Origin of the sequence: Streptomyces sp. SS7, from assembly GCF_037993025.1 — a bacterium.
Lineage (GTDB): Bacteria > Actinomycetota > Actinomycetes > Streptomycetales > Streptomycetaceae > Streptomyces.
Genome location: NZ_CP141223.1, coordinates 2,784,549 through 2,808,452, shown reverse-complemented (window position 1 = coordinate 2,808,452; position 23,904 = coordinate 2,784,549). Strand labels below are relative to the sequence as shown.

Below are 23,904 nucleotides of genomic sequence, written 5' to 3'. Positions count from 1 at the left end.
GCGAGCCCTCGCGGAACGCGACATCGCCACCGTGTTCAAGCACTTCCGGCAGTACACGGGCGCCAGCCAGACCACCGTGGGCTCCCTCGTCGGGCTCGCCCAGTCCGACATAAGCGAGATCGAGCGCGGACTGCGCCAAATGCAGAGCGTCGACGTCCTGACCCGAATCGCCGAGGGACTGGGCATCCCGCCCGCCCGTCTGGGCCTGGGCGACAATGCAGCACACGCCGACCACCCGACGCACCACAACGCACACATCCCCCTGCCGACGGCCGCTAAGGTGACCGAAACCGAGCAGGAGCAGGAGGACGATGTGCGGCGTCGCGAACTCATGGCTGGTGCACTGGGACTCGGCGCCAGCCTGATCGCCGGCACCAGCTCCGAGGCCGCAGCGGCAGCACCGGCCACCCACAACCCGGCCGCCGCCATGGAACGGGCCTTGTTCGAACCGGTGGCCGGACAGCCGGCAAGCCTCAAAGACCTCGCCACCGGCCTCGCGACCGCCCGCGAGCTGTTCTCCGGCGCCCGCTACAGCGCCCTGGGAAGCGCGCTGCCCTCACTCATCGCGACGGCGGAAGCGACCCGTGACGCCAACCACCGGCCGCACGCGGGAGCGCGCCCAGGCGGCCGTCGCCCGCTCCTACGTCTTGGCTACCGAACTCGCCGTCAAGCAACACTCCGAGGCCGCCTGGGCCACCGCCGACCGCGCCCTTATCGCCGCATGGGCCAGCGGTGACCCGCGCCCCCTCAGCGACGCCGCACGAGTCCTGGCCATCACAATGCGCCGCGCCGGCCGCAGCTCCGCCGCCGTCGACTTCCTCGCCCGGACCGCGACCACGCTCACCGCGGAGAAGGGCCAGCCGCAGGCCGACACCCTTGCCGCTCGCGTCTGCCTCCTCATGACCGCCGCCTACACCGCAGCCTCCGGAGGCCGCCGCAGTACCGCGCTCGACCTGCTCCACGAAGCCGAAGAGACCGCTGACCGTATCCCTCGCACCGAGAACGGGAAGCCAGCCGGCCTGTTCACGATCTCGGCAAGCCCCGCCGAGGTCGCGATGTACCGGATCAGCAGCCTCACAGTCCTCGGAACGCCCGACGATGCCGTTCCGTACGTCCAGCGTCTCGTGCCGGCACAACTGGCCAACACCGAAAGGGTCGCGCGCTACCTCACCGACACAGCCCGCATGTGGCACCAACTCGGCGACGGTCGCCGCACCTTCAGCGCGCTGCGGGCCATCGAACACACCGCACCTGAAGAAGTCCGACGCCCCGCAATCCGCACGCTCACCGCCGACCTCCTCTACACCCCGGGAAGCCTGCCTGGCCTGCGGGAGTTCGCAGTACGCACCGGCGCCGTCGCCGCCTAACGAACACCGTGTGAACACCGGGGATTCGCCCCCCAAGACGGGGCAGATCCGCCGGACCGTGCACACCGACGGGCAGCGGCGCTACCCGGCGCCGCGGACATCGGAGCGCCGCCATCAACGCGGTGGTGTCAGATGCCGCGCTCCAGCACCGGGCGCGGCCGGCAGTCAGGCGGGGGCGGCTGCTAGCCGGGTGGTGAGGCAAGGTGCTCGCAGACCCCGCCGTATTCGGGGAGCGCGACGCCCAACTCCTTTTCCAGGGCGGGAAAGAACTGCTTGGCCTGTGGGGACTGGCCGGTGGTCTGCCAGGTGTAGCCGGGGCCGTCGGCGAGCGCCCGACGGATCAGGCGCCGCCCGAGGCCCTGGCGGTGACGGTCGGGGTCGATGGAGATCTTGTTGATACTGCCGATGCGGCACTCATCGCACACCACCCACACCAGCCGACCGATGTTGTACCCGTCACGGTTGAACATCCGGAGGTTGCGGTATCCGGTCGAGTGCTGCGGCGGCCAGTACAGGAACCGCACCTCCCGGTGCTGGGTGGTCAGTAGGATCCAGCGCCACCGGAGCGGTGAGAGGTACTCAGGGACAGGCGGTGTCACCGGCTTCTCCTTCTCCGCAGTGTCGAGCAAGTTACCGAACGGCCCAGTGTCGCAGCGGCGGTCCCGACTATTCCGGCGCGGTTGGGAGATCGCCCTCCGTCGGCCACATCGGCAGGGTGCCGCGGTGAGGTTCGCGGTGGTGGAGCTCCCGAAGGCCCCGGATCCGGACGGCTGCCTCGGTAAGGGCGTCCTCTGGCGGCCACATCCGGAAACCGTGGAAGCGTTCGGCGATCCGATCCGCCTTGTTCAGGAGGCGCCTCTCGCGCGTGACGAACCCGAACCCTCCGTACCGGATGGCCGTGGAGACGTGCATGGCATCACGGACGTGGTTGTCCCGAGCGGTCGCCCGTTCCACGTTCGGGAACAGGATGGCGAACACGTCGTGCAGGCGGGTGTGGTCCTCCTCAGTGCCCCACACGGAGGAATCCCAGCGGGATTGGCCCCAGACCATGGGCCCGAGCGCTTCCGGGTAGGCGGCGCTGGCCTCGGTGAGTTGTGCCCACTTTTCAGGGGGCGCGTCGGCAAGTTCCGTGTCCAAGGCGTCGGTCCGCTGAAGGTTGATCCATCCCTCGTCACGGAGGTGCCTCAAGCACACACTTGCCTCGTCCACGGCATCGATGATGTGGGTGTCGATGAACAGCAGGAGCGCCGTGAGGTTGTGGGGCGTCGAGGCAGTGGCCATGTGCAGCACGGTAACCCCACACGCTCATGCGGGAACACGCCCTAGTCAGCGTCAGCGGGCAGCCCTCACGGTTACTGTCCGGGGATCTGCTCGTTCGGGTGGGCTGGCCTGGAGACGTTCGCGGAGGTCGATCTCTTCGGGGCTGAGCGGGTCCTCGGGCCGGCGGATGCGGACGGGCTTGGACCGGAGCGGCAGGCCGTCGTCCGGCGCGGCATCCTCTGCCTCAGCGAGCGCTCGGTAGAGCGAGGCGAAGTGCACAGGTGGTGGTCGCGGCGTTTGCCTGGTCACAGGGTGATCGCATGCGAGGTACCACCAGTCATTTGCGCGATCCATCAGGTCCATGTCCTTAAGTAGGTATGCTTGACGGATGCGAGCTCTGGCGTACATCCGACGATCCAAGGACCCCAACGAAGGCAACTCCTCCCTCGTGGACCAGCGGGTTCTGGATCATGGAGGAGAGCCAGAAGCGGGGGCACCAGCTGGCAGAGAAGGACATCTTCGAAGAGGTCGTCAGCGCGTACCGCGATCGTCGTCGTCCTCAGCGCAACCGCATGGAAGAGGTGCTCGCCGAAGGCGACGTCAGGGCCCTTTACGTCCGCGACCTCGACCGCTTGGCCCGCCGCCTGATGGACACAGCTCGCATCGTCGACACCTGCAATCGGTACGACGTGACGATCTACACGCACGATCGCGTGTTCGCGCCAAGGTCGCCCGACACGATCCTCCTGATCTCCGTCCTGGGCGGACTGGCCGAGACCGAGGCCGCGACCACCAGCAAGCGCCTCAAGCGCACCGCCGAGAACATCCGGCTGCGAGGTGGCTGGAACGGCATGGCACCCTACGGCTGGGTGCTCCCCGAGCACCACAATGCGAACGGCGTGAAGACGCTGACGCTGCACCCCGAGGAGAGCAAGGTCGTCCGTCAGATCGTGGACTGGCGACTGGAGGGCATGTCCGTCTCTGAGATCACTCGTGAGCTCAGCGAGACCGGCGTGACCAACCGCGCCGGCAAGCCGTTCCAATACCGGAGCGTCGCATCGATGCTCCGTCACCCGCTGCTCGCGGGATACAACTCGATCACGGCCAAGGCCAAGGGTCGGACGAGCGGCGAGGGGCCGGACATCAGGGACACGCGCGAGATCGTCATCGGCAAGGACGGCCTGCCCGTGAAAAGCCACGAAGCGGTCTGCACGCCCGAAGAGTGGGAGGCGCTGCGACTACTGATGAAGCCCCAGCCTTTGAAGAAGACCAGAGCCCGAGCAGGAGGCCTGCCCCTCGTGGGGCTCATCTACTGCGGCGCGTGCGGCTCCAAGATGACCAGCAACCGGTCACTGGGGGAGTCGGGGGCGTATGTCTGCAACGGACGGATGAGGGGCGCTAAGTGCCCTGGAGTCGCGATCACAGCCGGGTCGACCGAGCAGTTCGTGCGCGAGGTGGTCGCGACGTCATTGGACACGCCCGAAGTCCGGGAGTTCCAGGCCGACCGCCTCCGCCAAGCCGCGGCAGGGAACACCAGTGCCGAGCTGCTCGAACTCCATGACCAGTCCGACGCGCTGCGGGACTCTATCCTCCTCCTCCAGAAGCAGGTCGAGAACGCACCGGCCATCGCCATGGCCGCGCTCCTCAACCGGATCAGGGAGGAGGACGCCCTGAAGAGCCAGATCGACCAGCGGATCGCCGAGAAGGCCGAAGGCCGGCCCCGCGAGATCCCGAACATCAGCGGAGCCGAGTTCCTGGAACTTCCCGAAGCCGAACAGAAGACCGCCACCAGGGCTTTCATCCGCAAGATCGTCGTGGATCCCGACGACGGGAACCGCGGGTCCGTGAAGGGGCTGTTCGGCTCGCAGGGCACGAACCTCAGCCGCATCGGCTTCTGGTACCTGGGAGAGGGGGACGAGCTGGAGCCCCGGCGCGGCTCCGGCTACTCGCTCCTGCCGCCCGACGGCGAGTACCAGTGCCCGGACTGCGAGGAGCCCCGCGTCTTCCGGTACAAGAACAACCTGCGGCACCACAGGAACTACGCGCATCCGAAGCCGGTTCCCTGCCCTGAATGCGGGGAGTCGTTCCCCTTGCCGGGACTGCCGAGCCATCGGCTCAACAAGCACGGCGTCAAAGGCGTGCGAAAGCCCTGGAGCTAGGCATGTTGGCTCATTAGAGTTGTCCGTTCATCTGTCGATGACGTCTCGCCGGCGTGAAAATTGGTGTGGGGGCTGTCAGCCGACGCCGCAGGTCCATGAGCTGTTGAGCCCGCAATAGAGTCTGGTGAGGGAGCCGTCCCAGGGGCTGCACATTGTCGTTTCGAGCACGCCGTTCAGGATCTCCGTCTCCCCTTGAAGCTCACCGGGCAGCCCCGTCCGCACCATGCTCAAGGGGAGGCAGGCGATGCAGGAGCTGACGGACGGCCACGACGACGGAACGATGGTCCGGGTCGCGGCGATCGATATCGCCAAGGCATCCGGGATGGTGCGTCTGCGCGTCCCGTACGACGCCGTCGAGGGGCGGCGAGTGCAGCAGGTGTGGAATGTCGCCTCGACCACCAACGCGATCCCGGAGCAGAAGATAACGCCGTCTGATCCGGCGGAGTCGGCCGGCTTGAGTACGACGTCCGGCGTGTCCAGCGAGTGCGCCCAGGACAGGGCGTCCCGGAGGCGGTCGGTGCTCAGGCTCCGTGGAGCGTCGATGCCCGCGCTCGTCAGCGCGGCCGCCATGGCGCCCTTGTCGTGGGGGCGGTTTGAGGTCTGCGGGTCGTTGCCGGGCAGGCCCAGGTGGTACGCCAGTTGCTCGGCGAGTGGTACGCCGATTTCCGTCCCGGCGACCACGGCGCTCACCCGGAGTGCGCGCAGTGCCCGGGCGGTCGCGGCGACGTTGCCGTCGTGCACGACGACGCGCCGGTACCCGGTGGCGTCGAGACTGCCGCGGTACAGGGGAGGCAGCGCGTCATCCGCAGGGGTGACCGCGACGCAGTCCCATCCCCGGTCGGCGAACTCGCTCTGGTAGTGCCTGCCCGAGCCGTACGGGGCGACGACAGCGGCGCGCCCCGGGAGGACCGACGAAAGGGAGCTACCAGCAGAGGTTCGGTCGGGACTGATCAAAGGCAAGGCCATGGGGCCACTCCGAAACGCTTGAGACGCATGGACAGGGGGCGGAGGGCTGCCGGGATCAGCGGACACAGGCGGTGCTGTGGCTCGTTGACGCGTCCTGGACCGCTGCGTGTTCCTTGGGGATGGCGAGCGCCAGGCCGTAGGAATGATTCGGTGAGGTCAGGAACCGCTCCAACTCCATTCCGGCGGACGCGAGTTCACCGGCCAGGCCGGCGGGCCGGAATTTCGCCGAGATCTCGGTACGCAGGTCCTCACCTGCCGCGAAGTCGACGGCGAGTTGGAGGGCGGGGATCTTCACGGTTTGCTCGATGCGCGAGCGCAGCCGCATCTCAATCCACTCGTGCTCGACGGCAGCGTCCCAGATGGCCACGTGTTCGAAGGCGTCGAGATCGAAGTCGGCGCCGAGTTCCCGATTGATGACCGTGAGGACGTTCTTGTTGAAAGCGCCGGTCGTCGCGTCGTCGTACGCGGCGACGAGGAGCGAAGGGTCCTTCACCAGGTCGGCACCGAGCAGCAGGGCGTCGCCGGGCGCGAGGAGGGCGCGGATGGCGGCGAGGAACACGGCGCGTTCGGCGGGCGGGAAATTGCCGATGGTGCTGCCGAGGAGCGCAACGAGTCGCGGGCCAGGGATATCCGGCACGGTGAGCGCGTTGGTGAAGTCGGCGATCAGCGCGTGCACGGTGAGGTCCGGGCGTTCGACGATCAGAGCCTGCCCGGCCTGCCGCAAGGCGTTCTCGCTGACGTCGACCGGTATGTACGTGTGCAATCCGGGCAGTGCATCGAGCAGGTGCCGCGTCTTCGCGGACGAACCGCTACCGAGTTCCACCAGGGTGCGTGCGCCGCACACCTTGGCGATCTCGCTGGCGTGGGCCGCCAGCAGCTCACGCTCCGAGCGTGCGATGTGGTACCCGGGCAACTCGGTGATCTTCTCGAAGAGTTCGCTGCCGTACGCGTCGTAGAACCACTTCGGCGGCAGCGTTTTGGGAGTACTGGTGAGGCCATGGCGGACGTCGGCACGCAGCGCGGCGTCCGTTGCATTCTTGGGCAGGGTGCGGGTGAGACGGAACGAGTTCACGACAAAGCTCCCTTGAGACGGGGTCAGGACACGGGCAGGGGCGGACGGCGACCGGTCACGCTCAGGCGGCGGCGGGCGGCGACGAGGATGAGGGCTGCGCCCGCGGCGCCGGCCGGCAGCAGCCCTGCGGTCGGTGCCAGGCCCGCGGCCGCGGCGCCCGCGGCGCATCCCACGTCCAGCGCGGCCACCAAGAGCGCTTGCGCCTCCGTCGCGGTGCCGGCCGGGGCCAGATCGCCCGTGACCGCGAAGGCGACGCCCAGGAGCGGCGCCATCACCAGGCCCGGGACGACCGTGCTGGCCAGCGCCGTTGTGGGACTGGCCGCCAGAGTGATCAGCAGCCAGCCCCCTGCAAAAGCCGAGCTCAGGACGATCAGGTGCTGAACTGCTGTGCCCGGCCATAGCCGCGCCCCGTACAGGAGTCCGCCGACGACGGCACCGAGGGACAGCACGGCCGGGAGGGCTCCGGACAGCCACGGTGTGCCGTACTCGGCGGCGGCCGATACCGCGAGGGGAGTGAGAGCGCCGAGGGGGATACCGACGCCCACCATGGCCAGGTACAACCCGCGCAACTGTGGGGACCTGAGCGGACCCCGCCAGTCGGACCTGTGGAGGCGGACGGTGGTCCACGTCCGGGAGGCCGGCGTCGCCACGACCAGAGCGGTGCCGACGGCACCGAGAGCGGCCGTCGCCACCAGCGCGGCGAATGCCGAGGACACCATGACGATCCCCGCCACCAGCAGCGGCCCCACGACGTAGATCATTTCTTGAGCCGCTGCCTCCAGCGACAGCGCCGTTCGCTGGTGGGCGCGGCTCGGCATGAAGGACCCCGTTCCGAACAACGCCCTCAACCCTGCCTCAAGCGGAGCTTTGGCCGCCCCGGCGACCGCAACGCCGGCTATCGCCCACCACGGGTGCTGAGACCCAACTGCCACGCCGACGAGGGCGGCTGTGCTCAGCACGGTGGCTGCGGAGAATGGGAGCGTCTGTCCGTACCGGTCGGCCAGACGGCCGATCAGCGGACCGCCGACCGCGCTGGCCACCAGGTACAAGGCGGCCAGAGCCGCGCTGACCGCCGCACCGGAGCTGCGAGCTCCGATCACTATCGCGAGCGGGGCCATCCCGTTGGGAAGGCGTCCGATGAGCGTCCCGGCCAGCAGACGCGCCGCGCAGGGCACCCGCAGGACATCGCGGTACCCGACAGGCACCGGACGCCTCGGCGGCTCAGCCGTGGAACCGAGGACGGCCACAGCAGGTCCGGACGAGGCGCCGGTGACCGGCCGTGAAGTGGGCTGCTGCACAGGTGAACTCCCGAGCGGGCCAGGAAGAGGGAATGGTGGTCCGGTGGATCCGGACGGAACGGAAACGGTGAGACGAGGACCCGGCCCGGGCCGGCAGGGCGGTCAGGGGCGCCTGCGGCAAGTCCGGGCCGGGCGCAGAGGGGTCAGCCGATGGACCCACAAGTCAGTCGACGTACCAGCGGGTCATCGCGCCGCACTTCGTGGGCGCGTGACCGGTCTTGTAAACGCACGCCCGGATCTTGTGATAACCCTCGAAAAGGACAGGTGTCTTCCAGCTGATCCCGTTATTGGCCCCGGAGTCCTGGACGCTGACGAGGAGACGACGGCCGTCGTCGGCGAAGACCTGGGTGACAGACGCAAAACCGTCGGCCTTGATGTCGTTCGCATAGACCCGGCCGTTGCCGTAGTAGTACCAGCCCTCGGCACCACGGCCGCTGGAGTAGACGTAGCCGGAGCTCACCGCGGAGGCCGGGGTGGTGGCGAGCGCGATGGTGGCGAGCGCACCGCCCAGAGCGACGGGCACCGTGTGTTTGACGAAGCGTGAGACGGACACAGAGTTCCTTCCAAGGATTGACTTCAGGTGAAAGGAGGCGCCTGTTTTCGGTGCGCGGGCCCGGCGAAGGAGCAGGCCGAGCGGCAGGCACACCGCGGCGCCTAGGACGCCGCGGGACAAGGTGGAGAGGCCCACTCGCGGGTGTGGAAGGGGGTGGCGGCGCGCCGCTCGGCGGGGAGTGCGACCACCGAGGAGTGCCACGTGCTCGTCACGGCACGGGAGTTGGGGTGCAGGGCGGTCATGGGCATCGTCGGATCTCCGGTTCGGTGATCGGGATGCGGCGGGTGCCGGGCTGGCGGGAGGGCGTCGCGAGGGGGGTCATGCGCTCGTGGTGAGGGCGGCTGCCGGGTGTGTGACGGCGGGCGGCCGGGGAAGCCAGCGGGCGAGTGCGGCCGGGGCGCCGGTGTAGTGCAGGGCCTGCAGGCCGAGTTGCTCGGCGGCTTCGACGTTGTCCAGCCGGTCGTCGACGAACAGGGTCTTTGAGGGGTGGGGCATTCCGGCGGCCTCGAGCGCTGCCTCGTAGGCCCGCTTGTGGGGCTTGTTCACTCCGATGCGGGCGGAGTAGACGGTCCGGCTGAACAAGGTGGCGCACCATTCGGCGTCGTCGAGGGTGTTGGCCAGCGGTTTGGGTGCGTTGGACAGGAGTACGAGGCGCAGCCCGGTGGCGTGGGCTGTGTGCAGGAGGTCCAGCACGGCGGGGTCCGTGTCGGTCCACATGTCGATGTCGGCGTGTTCGAGAGCGGCCAGGAGGGTGCTGCCCACAGGCGCGGTGCGCCCGTTACGCAGCAGTCCGCTCCAGAACGTGTGGGTGAGGGCGACGCCCTGGTCGTAGGGCTCCCGCCGCTGCCAGAACGCCTGTTGGAAGGCGTGGGTCTCGTGGGGGTGCCAGCCCGCGATTTCGGCGAGCTGGGCCCACTGGGCCGGGCCGGGCTGGCGGCCGATGACCCCGTTGTAGTCGAGGATCACGGCCTCGAGGTCGGCGCCGCTGGGGGTGGTGGGCTGGGAAGAGGTCAACGGGACTCCAGGGCTCGGTGGGAGACGACAGCGACGGTCGCGGTCAGGACGACGAGCAGGGCCAGCGCGGTGGTCAGGCTGGTGAGCGAGGCGATCGCCCCGATGGCAGCCGGTCCGGCAAGCAGGCCGAGGTAGCCGATGGTGGAGACGGTGCCCACCGCGCGTGGTCCTCCCCGTCCGGCGGCTGTGATGAGGGCCGGCATGGCCGTGGACAGGCCGGCTCCGAGGGCCATCCAGCCGAGCAGGGCGGCCGGGGCGCTGCCGGCGATCAGTGCAGCGCCGAGTCCGGCGGCGGCCAGGGTGGCGCCGGCGCGTAGCAGGGCGGGTGCTCCGTAGCGGCCGGTCAGCCGGTCACCGGCGAGCCGGCCCGCGGCCATGGCGGCGCTGTAGAGGGCGTAGGCGGCTGCCGCGGTTGCCTCGGAACTGTGGAGGGAGTGCAAGTGAACTGCCGACCAGTCGGCGGCGGCACCCTCGGCCAGCAGGCACGCAGCGGCCAGGGCACCGAACAGCCACACCTTGATGTGGGAGGTCTGCGCCGGCTTTGCCTCGTCCGCAGCCGCTTCGGGACGCTCGGGTGCGTGGTCGAGGGAGGTTGCCGTTCGTACGGCAGGAGCGGCGGTGACAGCGGCGATCACCGTGAGGGCACCGACCATCGCGAACAGCAACTCGTGGGACATCCAGGTGGTCACGGCTGCGAGCGCGGCCCCGCACAGAGCACCGATCGAGTAGGCGGCGTGCAGCCCGGACATGATCGACCGCTGGAAGGCGATCTCGCAGTGAACGGCAGAGACGTTGCAGCCGACGTCAAGCAGGCCGTGTGCGAGGCCGAAGACGACGGCAGCCGCGATCAGGGTCGGCAGCGTGCGGCACTGGCCGAGGAGAGCCAGGGCGAGGCCGAAGACGACGGCGGGGACGACCAGCAGTCGGGAGGAACCGTGCCGGTGGGCCAGGCGCCCGCCGAGCTGGAGTCCGACGACCATGCCGGCTGCGGCGCCGAGAAGAACGAGTGACAGATGGCCCGTCCCCAGGTTGGCCGCCCTCTGCACTGAGGGCATCCTCGTGCCCCAGACCGCCATGACGAGACCCATCACGGCGAAGACACCGAGCAGCAGCCGTCGGTCGCTCGTCGGCGGTGCGGACTGCTGGGCCGGAGCGATTGCGGTCATCGGCCTGCCCCCGGCACGGGTGTGGACAAGGCTGTCGAAACGGGAGGCCACCTGTGCGGTGCTGCCCACGAGTTGGGGCACGTGGTGCTGTGTCTCATGGTCGGGTTCTCCGATGCGGCGGTCAGGTGGCGGCGGGGACAGGGGCGGCGGTCACACGGGAGGCCGTGCGGCGGTGGGTGAGGCCGGCGAGCGGCACGCACAGGGCTGCGCCCGTGGCACCGGCGGCAAGGGCGGTAAGCGCGGCGAGAACCCCACCGCCCGATGTCAGGGACACGGCTGCGAGAACCGGGGCGGTGATCACGGCGACGGCGAGGGTTGAACCCCAGATCCCGGCGTACAGACCGCGGGCGTGAACGGGCGAGATCTTGGTGACGATGTCGTTGGCCGCGATGAAGAAGACGATCTCCCCGGGGACGGCGGCCGCCACGGCGAGGCTGTAGCCGGCCGTGGTGTCGGCGAGGCCTGCGCTGCCCATGCCCGCGCCCAGCAGGAGCGAGCCGACGGCGAGCAGGCCGGTGACCGGCTGGGGCCCGTCGCAGCGGCGGCGCAACCACGGGTTGAGCAGCGGGGTGAGCAGGACGACGACGCCGGCGTTGGCGACCTGTGTCCATCCGTAGGCGTCGGCGGCGAGCCAGTCGTCCTCCATCAGCAGTGGCAGCGTGGTGAACATGCCGGCAGCGCAGGTCAGGGCCGCCACGCTGGCCATCCACAGTAGCCACAGGCTGGCGTCGCGCATGGCCGAGCGCAGCGGGGTGCGCGCGGCGGGCTCGCTGGGCCGGGCGGAGGCGGCCGGGGTGTCGTCGTCGAGATAGCGGTGGGCGAGCAGGGCACAGGCCGCGCAGGCGGCGGCGTTGAACCAGAACAGCGCCGGGAAGCCGAGCTGTCCGGCCAGCATGCCTCCGGCCGCGCCTGTGATCGCCGCGCCGATGTTCACGGCCCCGTGGCGCCAGCCGTTGACGGCGGCGCGCTGTCCGTCGTCGGTGATGAGGTCGGCGATGGCCGCGGAGACGACCGGCCTGGGCGCGTCGTACACGATGCCCGCGATCAGGGCTCCGGTACACACGGCGGCGAACGCGTGCGCCTGGGACATCACGGGAAGACAGACGGCGGCTGTGAGCATGGCGGCCACGAGGGTCCGGCGCCGGCCGAGCCGGTCGGCGGCCCAGCCGGTGAGCAGTTGGCCGACGAGCCATCCGATGCCGAAGACCGCGAGGGCCTGGCTGGCGGCGGCCGTGGTGTAGCCGAGGTCCTTGAGGTGATAGCTGAGGAAGGGATAGGCGAAGCCGAAGCCGCGCGCTACCAAGGTGATGACGAGCAGTGCCCAGATCGCCGGCGGCCAGGGCCGCGGTCGGGACGGCTCGACGGCCTTGCCGGTGGAGACGGGCATGGTGGTGGCTGACACAGACGCTCCAGGGAAAGCAGGGGCGAGACGTTCCTGATGGGGCGGCCGGCGTCAGCTGGTTCGGGCGCCGGACGGGAAGGGTGGAGTGGGTGGGGGCGTCGCCGTGGGCGGACGACGCCCCCACTGAGCAGCCGGGCCCGCGCCCGCGTCGGAAGGACGCGGGGATGTCACCCCAGGGGGATGGGAGCGAGGGGCCGGGCTGCGCCTGGTGCCAGCCGACGGAGGACGCTCCGTCCGGCCGGGGAGTTCAGTGCGGCTACACGGTCGGGGAGGCTCGGAAGTTCGTGTTGCGGTAGCCCTTGCCGTCGTTGTTCCAGTCCAGCTGGATGACCCCGTCGGCGAGGTACCGGCCCGAGCCGGCCTTGTACTTGACCGTCCCGGTCCTGTAACTCCCGTTGCCGGCGATGTTGCCGTGCTCGAGCTTGTACTCGAGGCCGGTGTAGTTCGCCCACTTCACGACGGGGTCGGGACCGGAGACCGACTTCTTGACCTGGAGGTGGAACCGGGCTCCATCAAGGGTCTCGGTCATGTTGACGTACGAGACGGGGCCCTCGAACTTCACGTTGGCGTAGGCGTAGATGTAGCCTCCGGAGCGCTTGGCACACAGCGTGACGTCGAAGTTGTAGTTGTCGGCCCACGGCCCGGAGTAGGCCGGATTGTCGACGGAAGCACTGCTGGTTTTGCAGCTGTAGTCAGCGGCGGATGCCGTGGTCGCGGTGGCGAGCGTGGTGCCGGCGAGGGCTCCGGCAGCGAGCAGGGTTATGGCGGTGCGCTTGAACGCGGGCATGCAGGTGTTTCCTCCGGAAGGCGAGTGGGGTCGGCGGGCCGTTGTTCGTGGGCTGGCCGTTGATAAGGGGCGGTGAGCACGTGCAGATTCCGCGGTCGGGTGTCCGCGGTGAAGGCCCTGACCAGCACTGCTGCGGCTAGTCGGCTCTGTGTCGTCCTCAGACGGGATCCCGCACGGGATGCGGACTGGGTTGGTCAACCGGCCAGCTGGTAGAGGCCGTCGTCGCGCACCCAGCCTCGGGTGCCCTTGGGGATGCCGGACTTGGAGCGCTGAGTGAGCTGGCTGTAGTCCCAGTTGCCGCGGCTGCACAGCACAGTCACCTTGTCGCCCCGGTACAGGAGGCCGCGGCTGGCGTAGGTGGTGCCCGGGCCGGTGCGGTAGTTCCAGCCATTCTTGGCCACGGTGGCCTGGAAGTTTGTCCAGTTGGTGGTGCACTTGCTGTGTTCGCCGACGGCGTGCGCGGCCGGGGCGGTGGTCACGGTCAGGGTGGCAGCGGCCGCGAGTGCCAGGGCGGCGGGCGCGACCGAGCGGAGGGCGAGATTGCGGATCATTGGGAAACGCGACCTTCCGAAAGGGAGGAGAGGGCGGGGCCCCTGCGGCAGGACTGTGACGTGATGGCCCCCCTGGAAAGGGAGGAGGCACGTCCGGTGCTGGGCGCGGGGGACGGACAGACCATCCACGGCACGCACGTGGGCGCCGTCGGACACAACGCCGGTCAGACGTCGGCTACTTGGGGATGGGCGGCGTAGGCGCGGGGTTAGTGCCGTAAGGGTTGGCGCACTGGTAGACCATGTAGCCGCGGACCTTCTTGCCGTCGCTCTTCCGTGTGACCGTGCCGCGGGTGTACCACTGCTTCTCGGCACGCTTGTAGGCCCACTGGTCGTAGGCGACCTTGTCGCCCCGGTAGCCGATGCCCACCACCGTGGCGGACTTCGACGGGGCCTTGCGGATCTTGACCGCGCTGCAACTGACCTTCGTGTGGCCGGTGTCGGCTGCCTGCGCCACCGAGGCGGTGGCCAGGCCGCCGGTGGCGACGGCCAGGCCCATCGTCGTGGCCATGAGGGTGCGCTTGACGCGCTGGGTTATCACGGTGAATTCCTTCGAGTGGAGGCGAACCTGGCCGGGCAGCCCGGCCAGGGGGACCGCTGTGTGGGGGTGCGGAGTGGTGCGTTGGTGAGTGATGCGGGGCGTGTGTCTGCCTGATGACGCCTTGAGTTGCCCGGCGTGGATCGGCGAGCTGCGGCCGGATCAGTCGAGCTGCATGGGGACGCAGTCGTAGGCGTACTTCTTGGCGACCCAGCCGGTGGTGTTCTTGGCCAGCCCGGTCCTGGACTTCTGGCCGAGCTGGAGCTTGATCCAGGAGCCCTTGGTGGCGACCTTCTTGCCCCAGTCGCCCTTGTAGAGCAGGCCCTTGGACTTGTAGGCGGTCGACGGCCCCGTCCTGAAGTTCACCGCGTTGGTGTTGATCTCGTAGTAGACGCGCGGCTTGCACGGCATCTCGGCCGCAGTGGCGGCCGGGGCGGTAGTCGCGGCCAGGCCGGCGGTCACCGACAGGGCAAGCATGGCCGTGGTGGCAAGTCGAGCGGGAGTACGAAGTCGCATGGGATCCCTTCAATTCATGGGGTGGGGACATGGGTGACGGGGCGAGACGCCGGCGGTTCTATGCGGCCTTCCTCCGGCGTGCGACCGAGGCCTGAGTTGTCGTCATGGCGTCGCGCCGCAAGGCGATGGATGCAGCGGCAGCGGCTCCGACCTGAATGGCCTCCATGGGAATCGGGCGAAGCGAGACTGCGCGAGACGCGGCGGTGGAGACTCGCACTCGACTCGGCGAGGAGGCACGCTCGGTCACGACCGCGCCGCAATCAGCGGAAGAGTCGCGCCCGAACATGATTGCCCGCCTTGTATGGAGTGAACCGAACGTCTATTGCCACCCTATCGAATCATGAGTCCGACTGCTATTCAATGGCTAGTCGACTGCGGCTCAATGAACGCCACTGTGCGGGACATGTGCAGAGCTGGCTGTGACTGCAAGACCGACCTGAGCTTCTTCGCCAAGCTGCGCCTCTTGTCGCACCCGCCTTCGGTGTGAGGGGACGCGGAGGCTACGACTCCCGGAATCTGTCGTGCGTCTCTGTGGCGACGGCTCAGGACTTTGTGACAACCCACCCGGGGGCCGCGCCGAGCGCGCCTATGATCGATGCATGCCGTCGTCCCTTCCCACGTCCCTTGCTGTGTCTGACGCCATCACCCACTACCGCCAGCTGCGCGAGCTGAGCGTCGACGAGCTGGCCTATGTGCTCCGGATGCTCGATCACCCGATCTCGGCCGACGCCCTTGCGGAGATGGAGCGATGTGCTCGCCCCGTGACCGTCGACGACCTCGTCGCGATCGCCTACGCGCTCGACACGACCCCCGCGGTGCTGCTGTCGCACATTCCCATCGACATGCCGGAACCCGAGGGGCCCCTGGCCACCGGGCTCCCCGGCGACGTCGACCAGGCCGAGCTCCGCGCCTGGCTTGAGGGAAAGACCACGCTCGACCGCGAGTCGCGGGTGAACTGGTGGAGAGAGCGGGTTGCCCGCCTCAGGGTCCGGTCGGCGCACCATGAGGAACAGCTGCAGGGTGCGTACGCGGAGCTGCGCGAGCTCGGTGACCTGGCGCTCCAGGAAGCAGACGCCCCGCCGGTGCAGCGTCTTCAGTGGCGCATCCAGGACGGCGAGCACGCGCTCAACCAGTCCGAAGTCGCACTGGCGCTGACTGAGCATCGACTCGACAACCTCCGAGAAGACGCCTGACAGTCTGAGTCCTGGCCAGTCAAAGTCACCTATGCATAGGCGACTTTGACTGGCCTTCTGTCGTTAGGTGGTACATCTGGTACAGCAATCTGCAATACTAATAGCGCTCTTGTGAATGCACTTCGCAAGTGCTGATGTACGAGAAGAAAGCTCGGAAGTCGGTCAGGTGGTCCTCAAGGGGGCCGGCTTCGGCTCCTGGGCGTGGTCGGGATCCGGGTCTCCGGGATGCAGTGTGGAACTGTGGAGCCGAGACGCTGGTCCCTGTGAAGAGGGCACCACCTGGACGCGCAGGACTGAACGAGGGAAAGCGGGGGCGATCATGACTGCGGATCAGCCTCAGTTACCCGAGCAGCCGCCACAGGGCCATGCAACAGCATCGCAGGCCGTGCCGCCGCGACCGCAGGTTCCGCCCGTTGTCACGGCCGAGCAGTGGGCCGCCGGGGTCCAGCAGACGCATCACCGCGAGCCGACGATGTCCGAGTGCCAGGCCGCCGTTCAGGCCGGACTGATCGATCCCGAGCGCCGGCCTCGTGATCCGTCGATGCAACAGATGGCCGACGGAGCCAAGCAGGTCGTCAACGGTGCCCGGGACTTCTTCAACACCAAGGTCGCGCCGGCCGTCGAGAACTCTGGAGCCAAGGAGTTCCTCAGCAACCGCGTTGCCCCCGCCGCGCAGAGCGCCACGCGCTCGATGCAGCAGAGCACCTCGCGTGCGGGACTGGCCAAGCTGAGGGGGATGGCCACCTTCATCCTTCCCGCCGCGGCGTTCCTGGCGATCATCTCGCTGTTCATGCCGGTTGCTTCAGCCATGGGCTTCTCGGTCAATTACTTCAGCGACGAGGCCGGCGGCGAGGGCGGCTTCCTGCTCTTCATCATGCTCGCGGCCATCGCTGCCTCTGTCGTGGCAGTCATCCGCAAGGCGAACTGGTCCCGCATCACCGCCGGAGTCGTGGGCATCGTCGCCGGCCTGATCGGCATGATCGACGGCTTCGGGACCATGGGCTCCGTCAGCGGCACCGACGGCGTGTCCGTCGGGGGCGGGCTGGTACTTCTGTCCCTGCTGTCGGTCGTGATGCTGGCTACGGCCATCCTCATCCTGCTGCCGCCGCGTGAGGCCTCTGCGGTTCCGCCGATGCCGAGCATGCCGCCGGTCCAGCCTCCGCAGAGCTGAACCAAACCGACTGTCCAGAACGAATGAAGGAAGAACACCATGAACTTCACCAGGACCGCACGTGCGACGCGGACCAGGATCGCCGTGTCCGCCGCGGCCCTGGCCGCGGGTGCTCTCATGCTCACCGCTTGCAGCGGGAGCAGCGATGCCGCTTCCTCGCAGAGCCCCAGCAGCAGCCAGGCCTCCAGCTTCGACGGTGCCTACATCTCCATCACCGACGGGGCGCGCGGCGGCATCGCTGCCATCGACGGCCACAAGATCACGTACATCAACGTCACCGCTGGTGATCAGCAGTGCCAGCTGACCACGAAGGCCCTCGACGACATCAAGCACGGCTCGATCGTCAAGGACGGCACGACCGACAAGGGTCAGTACCAGGTTCTCTCGACCGGCACGATCAACGACGGCCGGACCAGTGTGCTCTGGGACGACGTCAACGGTTCCGACCAGACAGGCACTGATCCGGGATCCGGCTCGATCTCGATGTCGGACAGCATGATCACGCTCGGGTACACCTTCGCCTATTCGATCGACCAGGTACAGCTCATCCCCGCAGGCAGCGACCAGGCGAAGGCCTTGATGGCCAAGGACTGCAACCAGCAGAGCTGATTGCCGCACCACCCAGGCAGCACAGAACCCCGTGGACATGATGTCCACGGGGTTCTGTCTTTTCTCTGACACCTACTCCTGGAGCTGCTGCGCCCGGTACTCCTCAATCGTCTCAGGTGGCCGACCGTACTTCGGCGCGTGCTGCTCGACGAAATCCAGCTCAGCCCACGCTGCCGGCTGCCGGATCCTCGACCGGGCCACCACGACGAACACCGCGGCACTGATGGCGATGTTGAGCAGACACCACCCAGCCAGCAACGCCGTCAGCACCACAGGCAGACCGTCCTCGATCGCCATGGTGACCAGAACGACCAAGCCTGCGCTGTTGACCAAGAGGCTGGCCACGTACCCCTCGAACGTGCCGGACAGGCGCGCCAGAGTCCGCGGCTCGTCGCGATGCCGCAAAGCGCGCTTCATCTCGCCGACGAGCACCACGGTGGCCACGGCCGCCGCAGTGCTCAATGCCATGTCGCGGATCCCGGTGATCCACCATCGCGCCGAGCGACACCAGCCGCGCGGGAACTCGCCGCGAAGCCTCGATCCGAGCCTCATGTTCTTCCTTCTCCTCCTGCCGCGCAAAAGACGACGCACCCGGTGAGGACGATCGCAATGGTCGTCCTCACCGGGTGCGGCAGCCCTCCACGCTCGCCTGATCAGTCCTGCGGCTTCTCGCGCCGGCGCCGGCGAAGACCACCGGCCGGCCGCTGCTGCGGCTCGGGAGTCTCCACGCTCTGAGGGGCTGGCTCGGCAACCCGGCGCGGAACCGGAGCCTGCCGCGGCGAAGGAGCCGGTGCAGGAGCCGACGGCCGCGGAGCCTGAGCCCGCGGGGCGGGCGTCTGGCGCGGTGTCGGCGTCGACGCCTGGATCGAACTCGGCTGACGCGCTGCCTGCGTCCGGGCCGGAGTCCGCGCACCAGGCGCAGCCGGAGTCTGACCCGAAACCGGAGCGGCCACGGGACGAGGAGCCGACGTTCCGGCGCCCAACTGCCTCGGAGTCGGGGTGTCCTGAGCGGAGCGCGTCGGACGCGTGCTCGGTGCGGCCGGCTGCCCGGAAGCGCGAACGGGAACGAGATCAGGAGTAGCGCCGCCGCTGAAGCGCTGCGGTGCAGCCTGCTGGTTGCTGCCCTGCTGGCTCTGCGCACCCTGGGCACCCGTGCCGAACTGCGTCGGGCCCGTCTGGCCGGCGACAGCCTCTCGGCTGGTCGGGACAGAACCAGCGCCGACGGCGCTGCTCTGCCCCTGAGCGCCACCGCGCGAGCTCGGCGGCTCCGTGTGCGAGGCCAGAACTTCGCCGGGGATGACCTTGTTGCCGTCCGAGGTGTACCCGAGGTTCGACAGGCCGCCCTGGTTGCTCAGATTCTGTGCCGTCTGCTTGTCCGAGTGCGAGCTGCCCGCTCCGCCACTCGTCAGCTGCAGCGGACCGCCCTTGTCGTCGGGGCCGTCGCCCTGGTCAGACGCGCCCAGGGCACCAGCAGGACCGCTGCCGCCCGGCAGAGCCTTGGCGTCGCCGCCGCCGGGGCCACCGCCACCAGGACCGCCGTCCAGCGCTGGGCTGTTCGGATCGCCCGAGTCACCCTCTCCGTCGCCCTCCAGGGCCAGCGCCTCCTTGCCCGTGGGCAGCGCCGTGGCGTCGCCGTTCGTGCCGCCGGCGTTCGTCGACTCGGTCTTGCCCGCGGGCTTGCCCGTGCTCGGAGACGCTGGGCCGCTGGTTTTGCTGTTGAACCCGTTGGCGAGCTTGTTGCCCATGGCCATACCCGCGCCGGCCCCTGCACCTGCGGCCAGAGCAGGCATCAGCCCGCCCTTGTCCGGCTTCGGCGCGGTGTTGGTCTCCAGGAACTTGTCCACGAGCTTGGTGACCACCTCGTCCATCGCCTGCAGCACCGTCTTGCGGACCCGTAGCAGAGCGAAGGTGATGCCCATGATCAGCAACGACGAGATGAACGTCAGGATCACTACGATGATCCCGCCGAGCGCAGCGCTGCCCCACAGGCCGCCCGGGCTCATGAAGCTCGACACGGGCCCGGCCATGATGTCCGGGACCGAGATCAGGAACTCTCCGACGAACTGGTAGATGAACAGCGTGACGAGGACCTCGAGGATCAGCGCCATGGAGTAGACGATCACCTTGGCGATCGCGGCCATCGCGCCCAGCGTCGCGAACGGCACGGCTGCCACCAGGCCGAAGGTCCTCTTGATCGCGCCGGCCAGCATGCCGATGGCGTACCAGAAGCCGAGCAGGACGATGGAACCCAGGACCGTGGCTGCGTTGGACCAGTACATGAACTTCGCCGGCCCCGTGCCCACCTGGCTGACGGCCATGTGGTTCTCGCGGGTGAAGCCGGACGTGGCGTTGTTCGAGCTGTACATGTCCAGCGAGCTGGGGCTGAACCCGGTGTTGAGGTAGTTGTACGCCGCCAGGGGCGACAGGTTGCACGAGGAGGGCGTCTTGCCAACCGTGAAGCCGCAGTTGCTCTTCGTCCCGGTCGTCGTGAAAACCGTCGAGTCCTTGCCGGGACGAGAGGAGGTCAGGCCCGTGCCGTCGGTCGAGATCACCGGGTGATCGACCGGCTTCGGCCCCTTCTCCTCACCGAACCCCTCCACGTCGCCGTAGCTGTCCTTGTCGACGAACCAGCTCTTCTTGACATCCGCGCTCTCGTCCAGCTGCGTGATCGAGCTCTTGATTCCCGACTCGAAGTCGGAAGCTGCGATCTCGTTGCTGGCGATGTACTTGCCGATGATCCCGAAGGTCGAGAACACCGCCTTGAAGTCGTCCGACGCGCCGGTGCCGACGGAGACCGTGCCGTCCTTCCAGGCCGACTCGGCGTCGTTGGCCTTCGTGCCGATGCTGATGCCGTTGAACGTCGCTCCGTGGGACTGCTTGTTGATCGCCAGCGCGCTCGTGCGCACCGACATCATCGCGTCAGAGCTGGCCTGGTCGCCGTTCCAGGAGACAGTGGCCTGGTCCGGGATTCCGAGGCGGTCGTTCATCATCCACGCCTCGAAGTCGACGTAGGTGCTCAGCACGACGCGCGTCGGGCCGGCATGCTGGCCGAGAACCGAGTTGTCGAACTTGTCGAGCACGCTGGTGTACATCGAGCCGATGAGCGGCAGGCCGACGCCGATGAAGACGACGCGCACGATGAGCTTCTTGATCGCCGAGCCGCGGTCCATCTTCTTGAACATGACCAGGCCGATGAGCAGGAAGCCGATGAAGATCGGCACCAGCGCTTGCCACGAGATATCGACAAGCAGGCCATACCAGTCACTGATCCAGTGCTGGAGGCCCGAGAGCGCGCCGCCTCCGGTGTCACCTCCCGTCATCCCGTCGGCGAAGGTCGGATTGACCGCCCTGACCGCCTGGTAGAACCACATGAAGGGGTTGATGAGCTTCAGGAACTGCAGGATGACGTAGAACAGCGTGCCGACCGCCAGCGCCAGGGCGTAGAGGACCCAGATGATGGAGCCTCCGATCACGCTCACGATCTGGCCGCCGATGCCCGAGGACATCGTGTCCAGGCCGAGGTCAGCGTTCGCCGCCCCGAAGTGCGCGTAGTCGAGCATGCCCGAGTACTTCGCGTTGCCCTTGTCGTCTTTCGCTGCCAGGGTCTCGTACGTGACGGTCTGCGAGGACCCCGAGACCTCAGCGAAGAACCAGCCCACGATGTTGCCCAGGCTGAAATCCGGGTCGGAGTAGCCGAGCATGGAACCACCCGAAGCAGGACTGCTCGTGACCGGCTTCCAGTTCTCGTGCATGCCCTTGTCGTTCGACGGCGAGTTCTTCTCGCTGAAGTACGAGCTCGCATTCGAAGCCAGCTGGTAGAGGCTGTAGTTGTCGCGCTCCTTCTGGTCGTCCGCGGACGCCGGCGAAGAGGCCGCCATCATGAAGACCGGCACGAACAGCGCGGCCAGGAGCACGAGGGCGAGCCCGCGCGCGAGCCTGCCCTGGCGGGCTCCGCCACCGCCGTGGCTGGCCCAGGCACGCATCCGCGCCACCGCCGTGATCGTCCCGTTCATCGTCTCCCCCTTACTCCTCGCCTTCGTATCAGCGCTGACCTCGTTCATGCCTTGGCCAGCTTCTTCGGCTTGGGCTTCCTCGCTGGCCGCCTTGCGCCGTCCTCGGGCAGTTGCAGGCTCTTCTTGCCGTCGCGGCGCCTGCCCCTGTCGCTCTGGCTCGCGTCAGCCTCGCCGTCGCCGCCCTCGCTGTGCTTCTGGATGCTGGTGAGGTTCGCGCCCGGTGCCGGCTTGTCGTGCATGATCGCGTCCATTCGCGCCGCCTCTTCGGCCCTGGCCGCCTCCAGGCGGACCTGCCTGCGCTGGGCCTCGCGGTAGGGGTTGATCCCCAGTGCCAGGTCCAGGTGGAAGACCACGTTGGAGACGCCCCGGCGCAGGTACGTGAGGTTCTCGCCCCTGGTCGTGATGAGCTGGGCGAGGTCCGGCGGAATCCGCTGGTGCAACTGCTTCTGGTATTCCGCCACCGTGCCGTCGCGCATCGGGCCGAAGAGCGTGTAGTCCGCGGCGTCGAACTTGTTGAAGTCGCTGTCGGCCAGCATTGTGTCGACGTCGTTGTAGCTGTAGACCACCCGGCCGCCGCGCTCGTACATATGGTCGAACTGGTCCTTGATGTACTTCTTCACCCGGTCGTCGATGTGCTCGGTGCCGTGGATGATCACCGTGTCGCCGAGCCCCAGCTTGCCGACGGCGAAGCCGACGATGTTCACCAGCTGCGCCATCGCCACGCCCTTGCCGCGGCGCATGAGCCTCGAGAAGTCGTAGACCACGCGCCGCGAATCCCGGACCCCGTCCACGGCCGAGGCCGTGTGGTTGTTGAACAGGTCGCCGTTGGTGCTCAGCATCGCGTTGGCGATGCCCCTGAGCACGTTGTAGGCGCGCAGCTGGTCCGGGTCGGTCTTGCTGGAGTTCAGCAGCGCCTTGTGCGCGGTTGCCAAGTAGGAGACGAACATCTGAAGACGCGGCACCTGGGTGTGCGGGATGTTCACCACGCGCAGGCGGTGACGCTGCTCCTTGGCGTTGTGCCGCCACATGCCCTGCTCGATGTAGAAGTCGGTCGCGGTGTCTTCGAGGGCGCTGCGGATGATCGAGCCGATCGCTCCGTCGCTGGTCTCGTAGAGCTGCTCGAACATCAGCTTGAGCTTCTCCATCTGGGCGGAGAAGACCGTCAGCTCGTCCTCCTCCTCGCCGAACATCTCGAACATGTTCACGTCGCCCTGATTCAGGTCCACGCGCGAGGTGAGCCGCTCGAACTTCGGGCCGAGCTTGTCGAGGTTCGCTCCGTCGAGGATGAGGTGGACGACCTGGCCGTTGTTCAGCAGCGCCGCCTGAGAGATCTTCGAGCACCACATGTTGGCCACCCGCTGGCGGTCGAGGTACTCGCTGAGCGTGGCGTCGGCGACGATCGCGTGGTGGTCGTAGGCGTTGACGTCCATGAGCACGGCGCTGTTGTTGACGTCGCCGACCATGTAGCCGACGTACTCGCCGCCTCGGTCGTTGAGGCCATTGGTCACCAGCGAGTACGAGCCGGCCAGCTCGGTCGAGGTGAAGTGGAAGCCCTTGCCCTTCTTCTTCTCGTTGTTCTTCCACAGGCCCGAGAGTTCCTGGCGCTGCTCGCCGGCGTAGGGCGCAGCCTTCAGCGTGCCGAATCGGTCGATGTACAAACGCGTGACCCGGTCGATCGTGTCGTCCAGGGTCGCCAGATCGGGGGCCTTGAGGAAGAGCCGGTTGTGCACCGAGAGGTAGCTCGCACCGTCCTGGATCTCGCCGATCGTGATCCCGAGGTCACCGGAGATCTTCGCGGCCTTGCGCTTGGAGGAGGTCGTGCCCGTCTCCTCCTGCTCGTTCGCATCCAGCCGGTCCAGCTTCTCCGACTGCTTGATATAAGAGTCGATCCACTTCTCATCCATCCGCTTGACCTGCTCAAGCACGACAGCGGTGACCCGCTCGTCCAAGCCGTCCGGGATCCGGTCGATACCCCAGAAGGCGGCGAAGTTGTCGTGCGCGGCGTCGTCGTGGAAGTACGCCAGGATGCAGGCGACCGAGCCGTCCACCTCGAAGTAGTCGGAGCGGAAGAGGTACCTCTCCTTCGGCTTCAGCGCGAGCAGGTGAGGGTAGGCGTCGAACGTGCCCTGGAGGTGCTTCACCTCCCGGCGGCGCTGCCACCAGTTCTTCTTCGGCTCGGCGGCCTCATCGGCTGCGCCGTCCGCCGGCGCAGCGTCCTGCACGCCCTCAGCCTGAGCAGCACCGTCCGCGCGCGGATCATCGACCACAAGCT

The 23,904-nt window shown here is 68.1% G+C and carries 22 protein-coding genes; 6 read left to right on the top strand and 16 right to left on the bottom strand.

Going from position 1 to position 23,904, the window contains the following annotated elements; all coding sequences use genetic code 11:
• Positions 1-31: 31 nt before the first annotated feature.
• Together U5640_RS12715 and U5640_RS12710 are read left to right on the top strand one after the other, a co-directional pair.
• Positions 32-736, top strand: a complete 705-nt coding sequence (locus tag U5640_RS12715) for a helix-turn-helix transcriptional regulator (protein ID WP_340375936.1) — start codon at positions 32-34, stop codon at positions 734-736.
• Positions 648-1,367 (top strand): transcriptional regulator, encoded by a 720-nt coding sequence (locus U5640_RS12710; protein ID WP_340375935.1) that lies wholly within the window; start codon positions 648-650, stop codon positions 1,365-1,367. The genes U5640_RS12715 and U5640_RS12710 overlap by 89 nt, the downstream gene beginning before the upstream one ends.
• A gap of 182 nt (positions 1,368-1,549) precedes the next feature.
• Here U5640_RS12710 and U5640_RS12705 read toward each other — a convergent pair whose 3' ends face one another.
• Together U5640_RS12705 and U5640_RS12700 are read right to left on the bottom strand one after the other, a co-directional pair.
• Positions 1,550-1,966: a hypothetical protein gene (locus tag U5640_RS12705; protein ID WP_340375934.1), complete on the bottom strand. Its 417-nt coding sequence runs from the start codon at positions 1,964-1,966 to the stop codon at positions 1,550-1,552.
• A gap of 67 nt (positions 1,967-2,033) precedes the next feature.
• Positions 2,034-2,648, bottom strand: coding sequence for a hypothetical protein (locus tag U5640_RS12700; RefSeq protein ID WP_340375933.1), 615 nt, complete (start codon positions 2,646-2,648; stop codon positions 2,034-2,036).
• A gap of 449 nt (positions 2,649-3,097) precedes the next feature.
• Between U5640_RS12700 and U5640_RS12695 the strand changes: the two genes are divergently transcribed.
• Positions 3,098-4,786, top strand: coding sequence for a recombinase family protein (locus tag U5640_RS12695; protein ID WP_340375932.1), 1,689 nt, complete (start codon positions 3,098-3,100; stop codon positions 4,784-4,786).
• Between the two features lie 75 nt (positions 4,787-4,861).
• Here the strand turns inward: U5640_RS12695 and U5640_RS12690 are convergent, their stop codons facing one another.
• The 11 genes from U5640_RS12690 to U5640_RS12640 all read right to left on the bottom strand — a co-directional run bounded on the left by U5640_RS12690 (position 4,862) and on the right by U5640_RS12640 (position 14,646).
• The gene (locus tag U5640_RS12690) at positions 4,862-5,752 is read right to left on the bottom strand and encodes a hypothetical protein (RefSeq protein WP_340375931.1); all 891 of its coding nucleotides are present in this window, start codon (positions 5,750-5,752) and stop codon (positions 4,862-4,864) included.
• Between the two features lie 55 nt (positions 5,753-5,807).
• The gene (gene egtD, locus U5640_RS12685; protein WP_340375930.1) at positions 5,808-6,824 is read right to left on the bottom strand and encodes an L-histidine N(alpha)-methyltransferase; all 1,017 of its coding nucleotides are present in this window, start codon (positions 6,822-6,824) and stop codon (positions 5,808-5,810) included.
• 23 nt (positions 6,825-6,847) lie between these two features.
• Positions 6,848-8,029: an MFS transporter gene (locus tag U5640_RS12680; RefSeq protein ID WP_340375929.1), complete on the bottom strand. Its 1,182-nt coding sequence runs from the start codon at positions 8,027-8,029 to the stop codon at positions 6,848-6,850.
• Between the two features lie 256 nt (positions 8,030-8,285).
• Entirely contained in the window at positions 8,286-8,675 is a 390-nt protein-coding gene (locus tag U5640_RS12675) for a hypothetical protein (RefSeq protein WP_340375928.1), read from the bottom strand.
• Positions 8,676-8,993: 318 nt separating this feature from the next.
• Positions 8,994-9,689: an HAD family phosphatase gene (locus U5640_RS12670; RefSeq protein ID WP_340375927.1), complete on the bottom strand. Its 696-nt coding sequence runs from the start codon at positions 9,687-9,689 to the stop codon at positions 8,994-8,996.
• Positions 9,686-10,855: an MFS transporter gene (locus U5640_RS12665; RefSeq protein WP_340375926.1), complete on the bottom strand. Its 1,170-nt coding sequence runs from the start codon at positions 10,853-10,855 to the stop codon at positions 9,686-9,688. Before U5640_RS12665 ends, U5640_RS12670 begins: the two co-directional genes overlap by 4 nt.
• A gap of 121 nt (positions 10,856-10,976) precedes the next feature.
• Positions 10,977-12,257 carry an MFS transporter gene (locus U5640_RS12660; protein WP_340375925.1) on the bottom strand — a complete coding sequence of 427 codons (1,281 nt, stop codon included), beginning with the start codon at positions 12,255-12,257 and terminating at the stop codon, positions 10,977-10,979.
• Positions 12,258-12,513: 256 nt separating this feature from the next.
• Complete coding sequence (locus U5640_RS12655; RefSeq protein ID WP_340375924.1) at positions 12,514-13,044, bottom strand: hypothetical protein; 531 nt, start codon at positions 13,042-13,044, stop codon at positions 12,514-12,516.
• 194 nt (positions 13,045-13,238) lie between these two features.
• The gene (locus U5640_RS12650) at positions 13,239-13,595 is read right to left on the bottom strand and encodes an SH3 domain-containing protein (RefSeq protein WP_340375923.1); all 357 of its coding nucleotides are present in this window, start codon (positions 13,593-13,595) and stop codon (positions 13,239-13,241) included.
• 175 nt (positions 13,596-13,770) lie between these two features.
• Positions 13,771-14,133 carry a hypothetical protein gene (locus tag U5640_RS12645; protein WP_340375922.1) on the bottom strand — a complete coding sequence of 121 codons (363 nt, stop codon included), beginning with the start codon at positions 14,131-14,133 and terminating at the stop codon, positions 13,771-13,773.
• Positions 14,134-14,292: 159 nt separating this feature from the next.
• On the bottom strand, positions 14,293-14,646 hold the full coding sequence (locus U5640_RS12640; protein WP_340375921.1) for an SH3 domain-containing protein: 354 nt from the start codon (positions 14,644-14,646) through the stop codon (positions 14,293-14,295).
• A gap of 629 nt (positions 14,647-15,275) precedes the next feature.
• Between U5640_RS12640 and U5640_RS12635 the strand changes: the two genes are divergently transcribed.
• The 3 genes from U5640_RS12635 (at position 15,276) to U5640_RS12625 (ending at position 17,619) form a co-directional block, all read left to right on the top strand.
• A complete protein-coding gene (locus U5640_RS12635; RefSeq protein WP_340375920.1) occupies positions 15,276-15,839 on the top strand; it encodes a DNA-binding protein in 564 nt (187 codons plus the stop codon).
• A 319-nt stretch (positions 15,840-16,158) separates the two neighbouring features.
• Positions 16,159-17,010: a hypothetical protein gene (locus U5640_RS12630; protein ID WP_340375919.1), complete on the top strand. Its 852-nt coding sequence runs from the start codon at positions 16,159-16,161 to the stop codon at positions 17,008-17,010.
• Positions 17,011-17,049: 39 nt separating this feature from the next.
• Positions 17,050-17,619: a hypothetical protein gene (locus U5640_RS12625; RefSeq protein WP_340375918.1), complete on the top strand. Its 570-nt coding sequence runs from the start codon at positions 17,050-17,052 to the stop codon at positions 17,617-17,619.
• 72 nt (positions 17,620-17,691) lie between these two features.
• Here the strand turns inward: U5640_RS12625 and U5640_RS12620 are convergent, their stop codons facing one another.
• From U5640_RS12620 to U5640_RS12610, 3 genes are all read right to left on the bottom strand, one after another.
• The gene (locus tag U5640_RS12620; protein WP_340375917.1) at positions 17,692-18,171 is read right to left on the bottom strand and encodes a hypothetical protein; all 480 of its coding nucleotides are present in this window, start codon (positions 18,169-18,171) and stop codon (positions 17,692-17,694) included.
• A gap of 101 nt (positions 18,172-18,272) precedes the next feature.
• The gene (locus tag U5640_RS12615; RefSeq protein WP_340375916.1) at positions 18,273-21,632 is read right to left on the bottom strand and encodes a hypothetical protein; all 3,360 of its coding nucleotides are present in this window, start codon (positions 21,630-21,632) and stop codon (positions 18,273-18,275) included.
• Positions 21,633-21,676: 44 nt separating this feature from the next.
• Complete coding sequence (locus U5640_RS12610; RefSeq protein ID WP_340375915.1) at positions 21,677-23,854, bottom strand: hypothetical protein; 2,178 nt, start codon at positions 23,852-23,854, stop codon at positions 21,677-21,679.
• Positions 23,855-23,904 lie beyond the last annotated feature (50 nt).

Coding starts and splice junctions, on each gene's coding strand:
- U5640_RS12700 (WP_340375933.1), bottom strand. CDS start 2,648: ATGGCCACTGCCTCGACGCCCCACAACCTCACGGCGCTCCTGCTGTTC.
- U5640_RS12695 (WP_340375932.1), top strand. CDS start 3,098: ATGGAGGAGAGCCAGAAGCGGGGGCACCAGCTGGCAGAGAAGGACATC.
- U5640_RS12690 (WP_340375931.1), bottom strand. CDS start 5,752: ATGGCCTTGCCTTTGATCAGTCCCGACCGAACCTCTGCTGGTAGCTCC.
- U5640_RS12665 (WP_340375926.1), bottom strand. CDS start 10,855: ATGACCGCAATCGCTCCGGCCCAGCAGTCCGCACCGCCGACGAGCGAC.
- U5640_RS12655 (WP_340375924.1), bottom strand. CDS start 13,044: ATGCCCGCGTTCAAGCGCACCGCCATAACCCTGCTCGCTGCCGGAGCC.
- U5640_RS12650 (WP_340375923.1), bottom strand. CDS start 13,595: ATGATCCGCAATCTCGCCCTCCGCTCGGTCGCGCCCGCCGCCCTGGCA.
- U5640_RS12640 (WP_340375921.1), bottom strand. CDS start 14,646: ATGCGACTTCGTACTCCCGCTCGACTTGCCACCACGGCCATGCTTGCC.
- U5640_RS12630 (WP_340375919.1), top strand. CDS start 16,159: ATGACTGCGGATCAGCCTCAGTTACCCGAGCAGCCGCCACAGGGCCAT.
- U5640_RS12625 (WP_340375918.1), top strand. CDS start 17,050: ATGAACTTCACCAGGACCGCACGTGCGACGCGGACCAGGATCGCCGTG.
- U5640_RS12620 (WP_340375917.1), bottom strand. CDS start 18,171: ATGAGGCTCGGATCGAGGCTTCGCGGCGAGTTCCCGCGCGGCTGGTGT.
- U5640_RS12615 (WP_340375916.1), bottom strand. CDS start 21,632: ATGAACGGGACGATCACGGCGGTGGCGCGGATGCGTGCCTGGGCCAGC.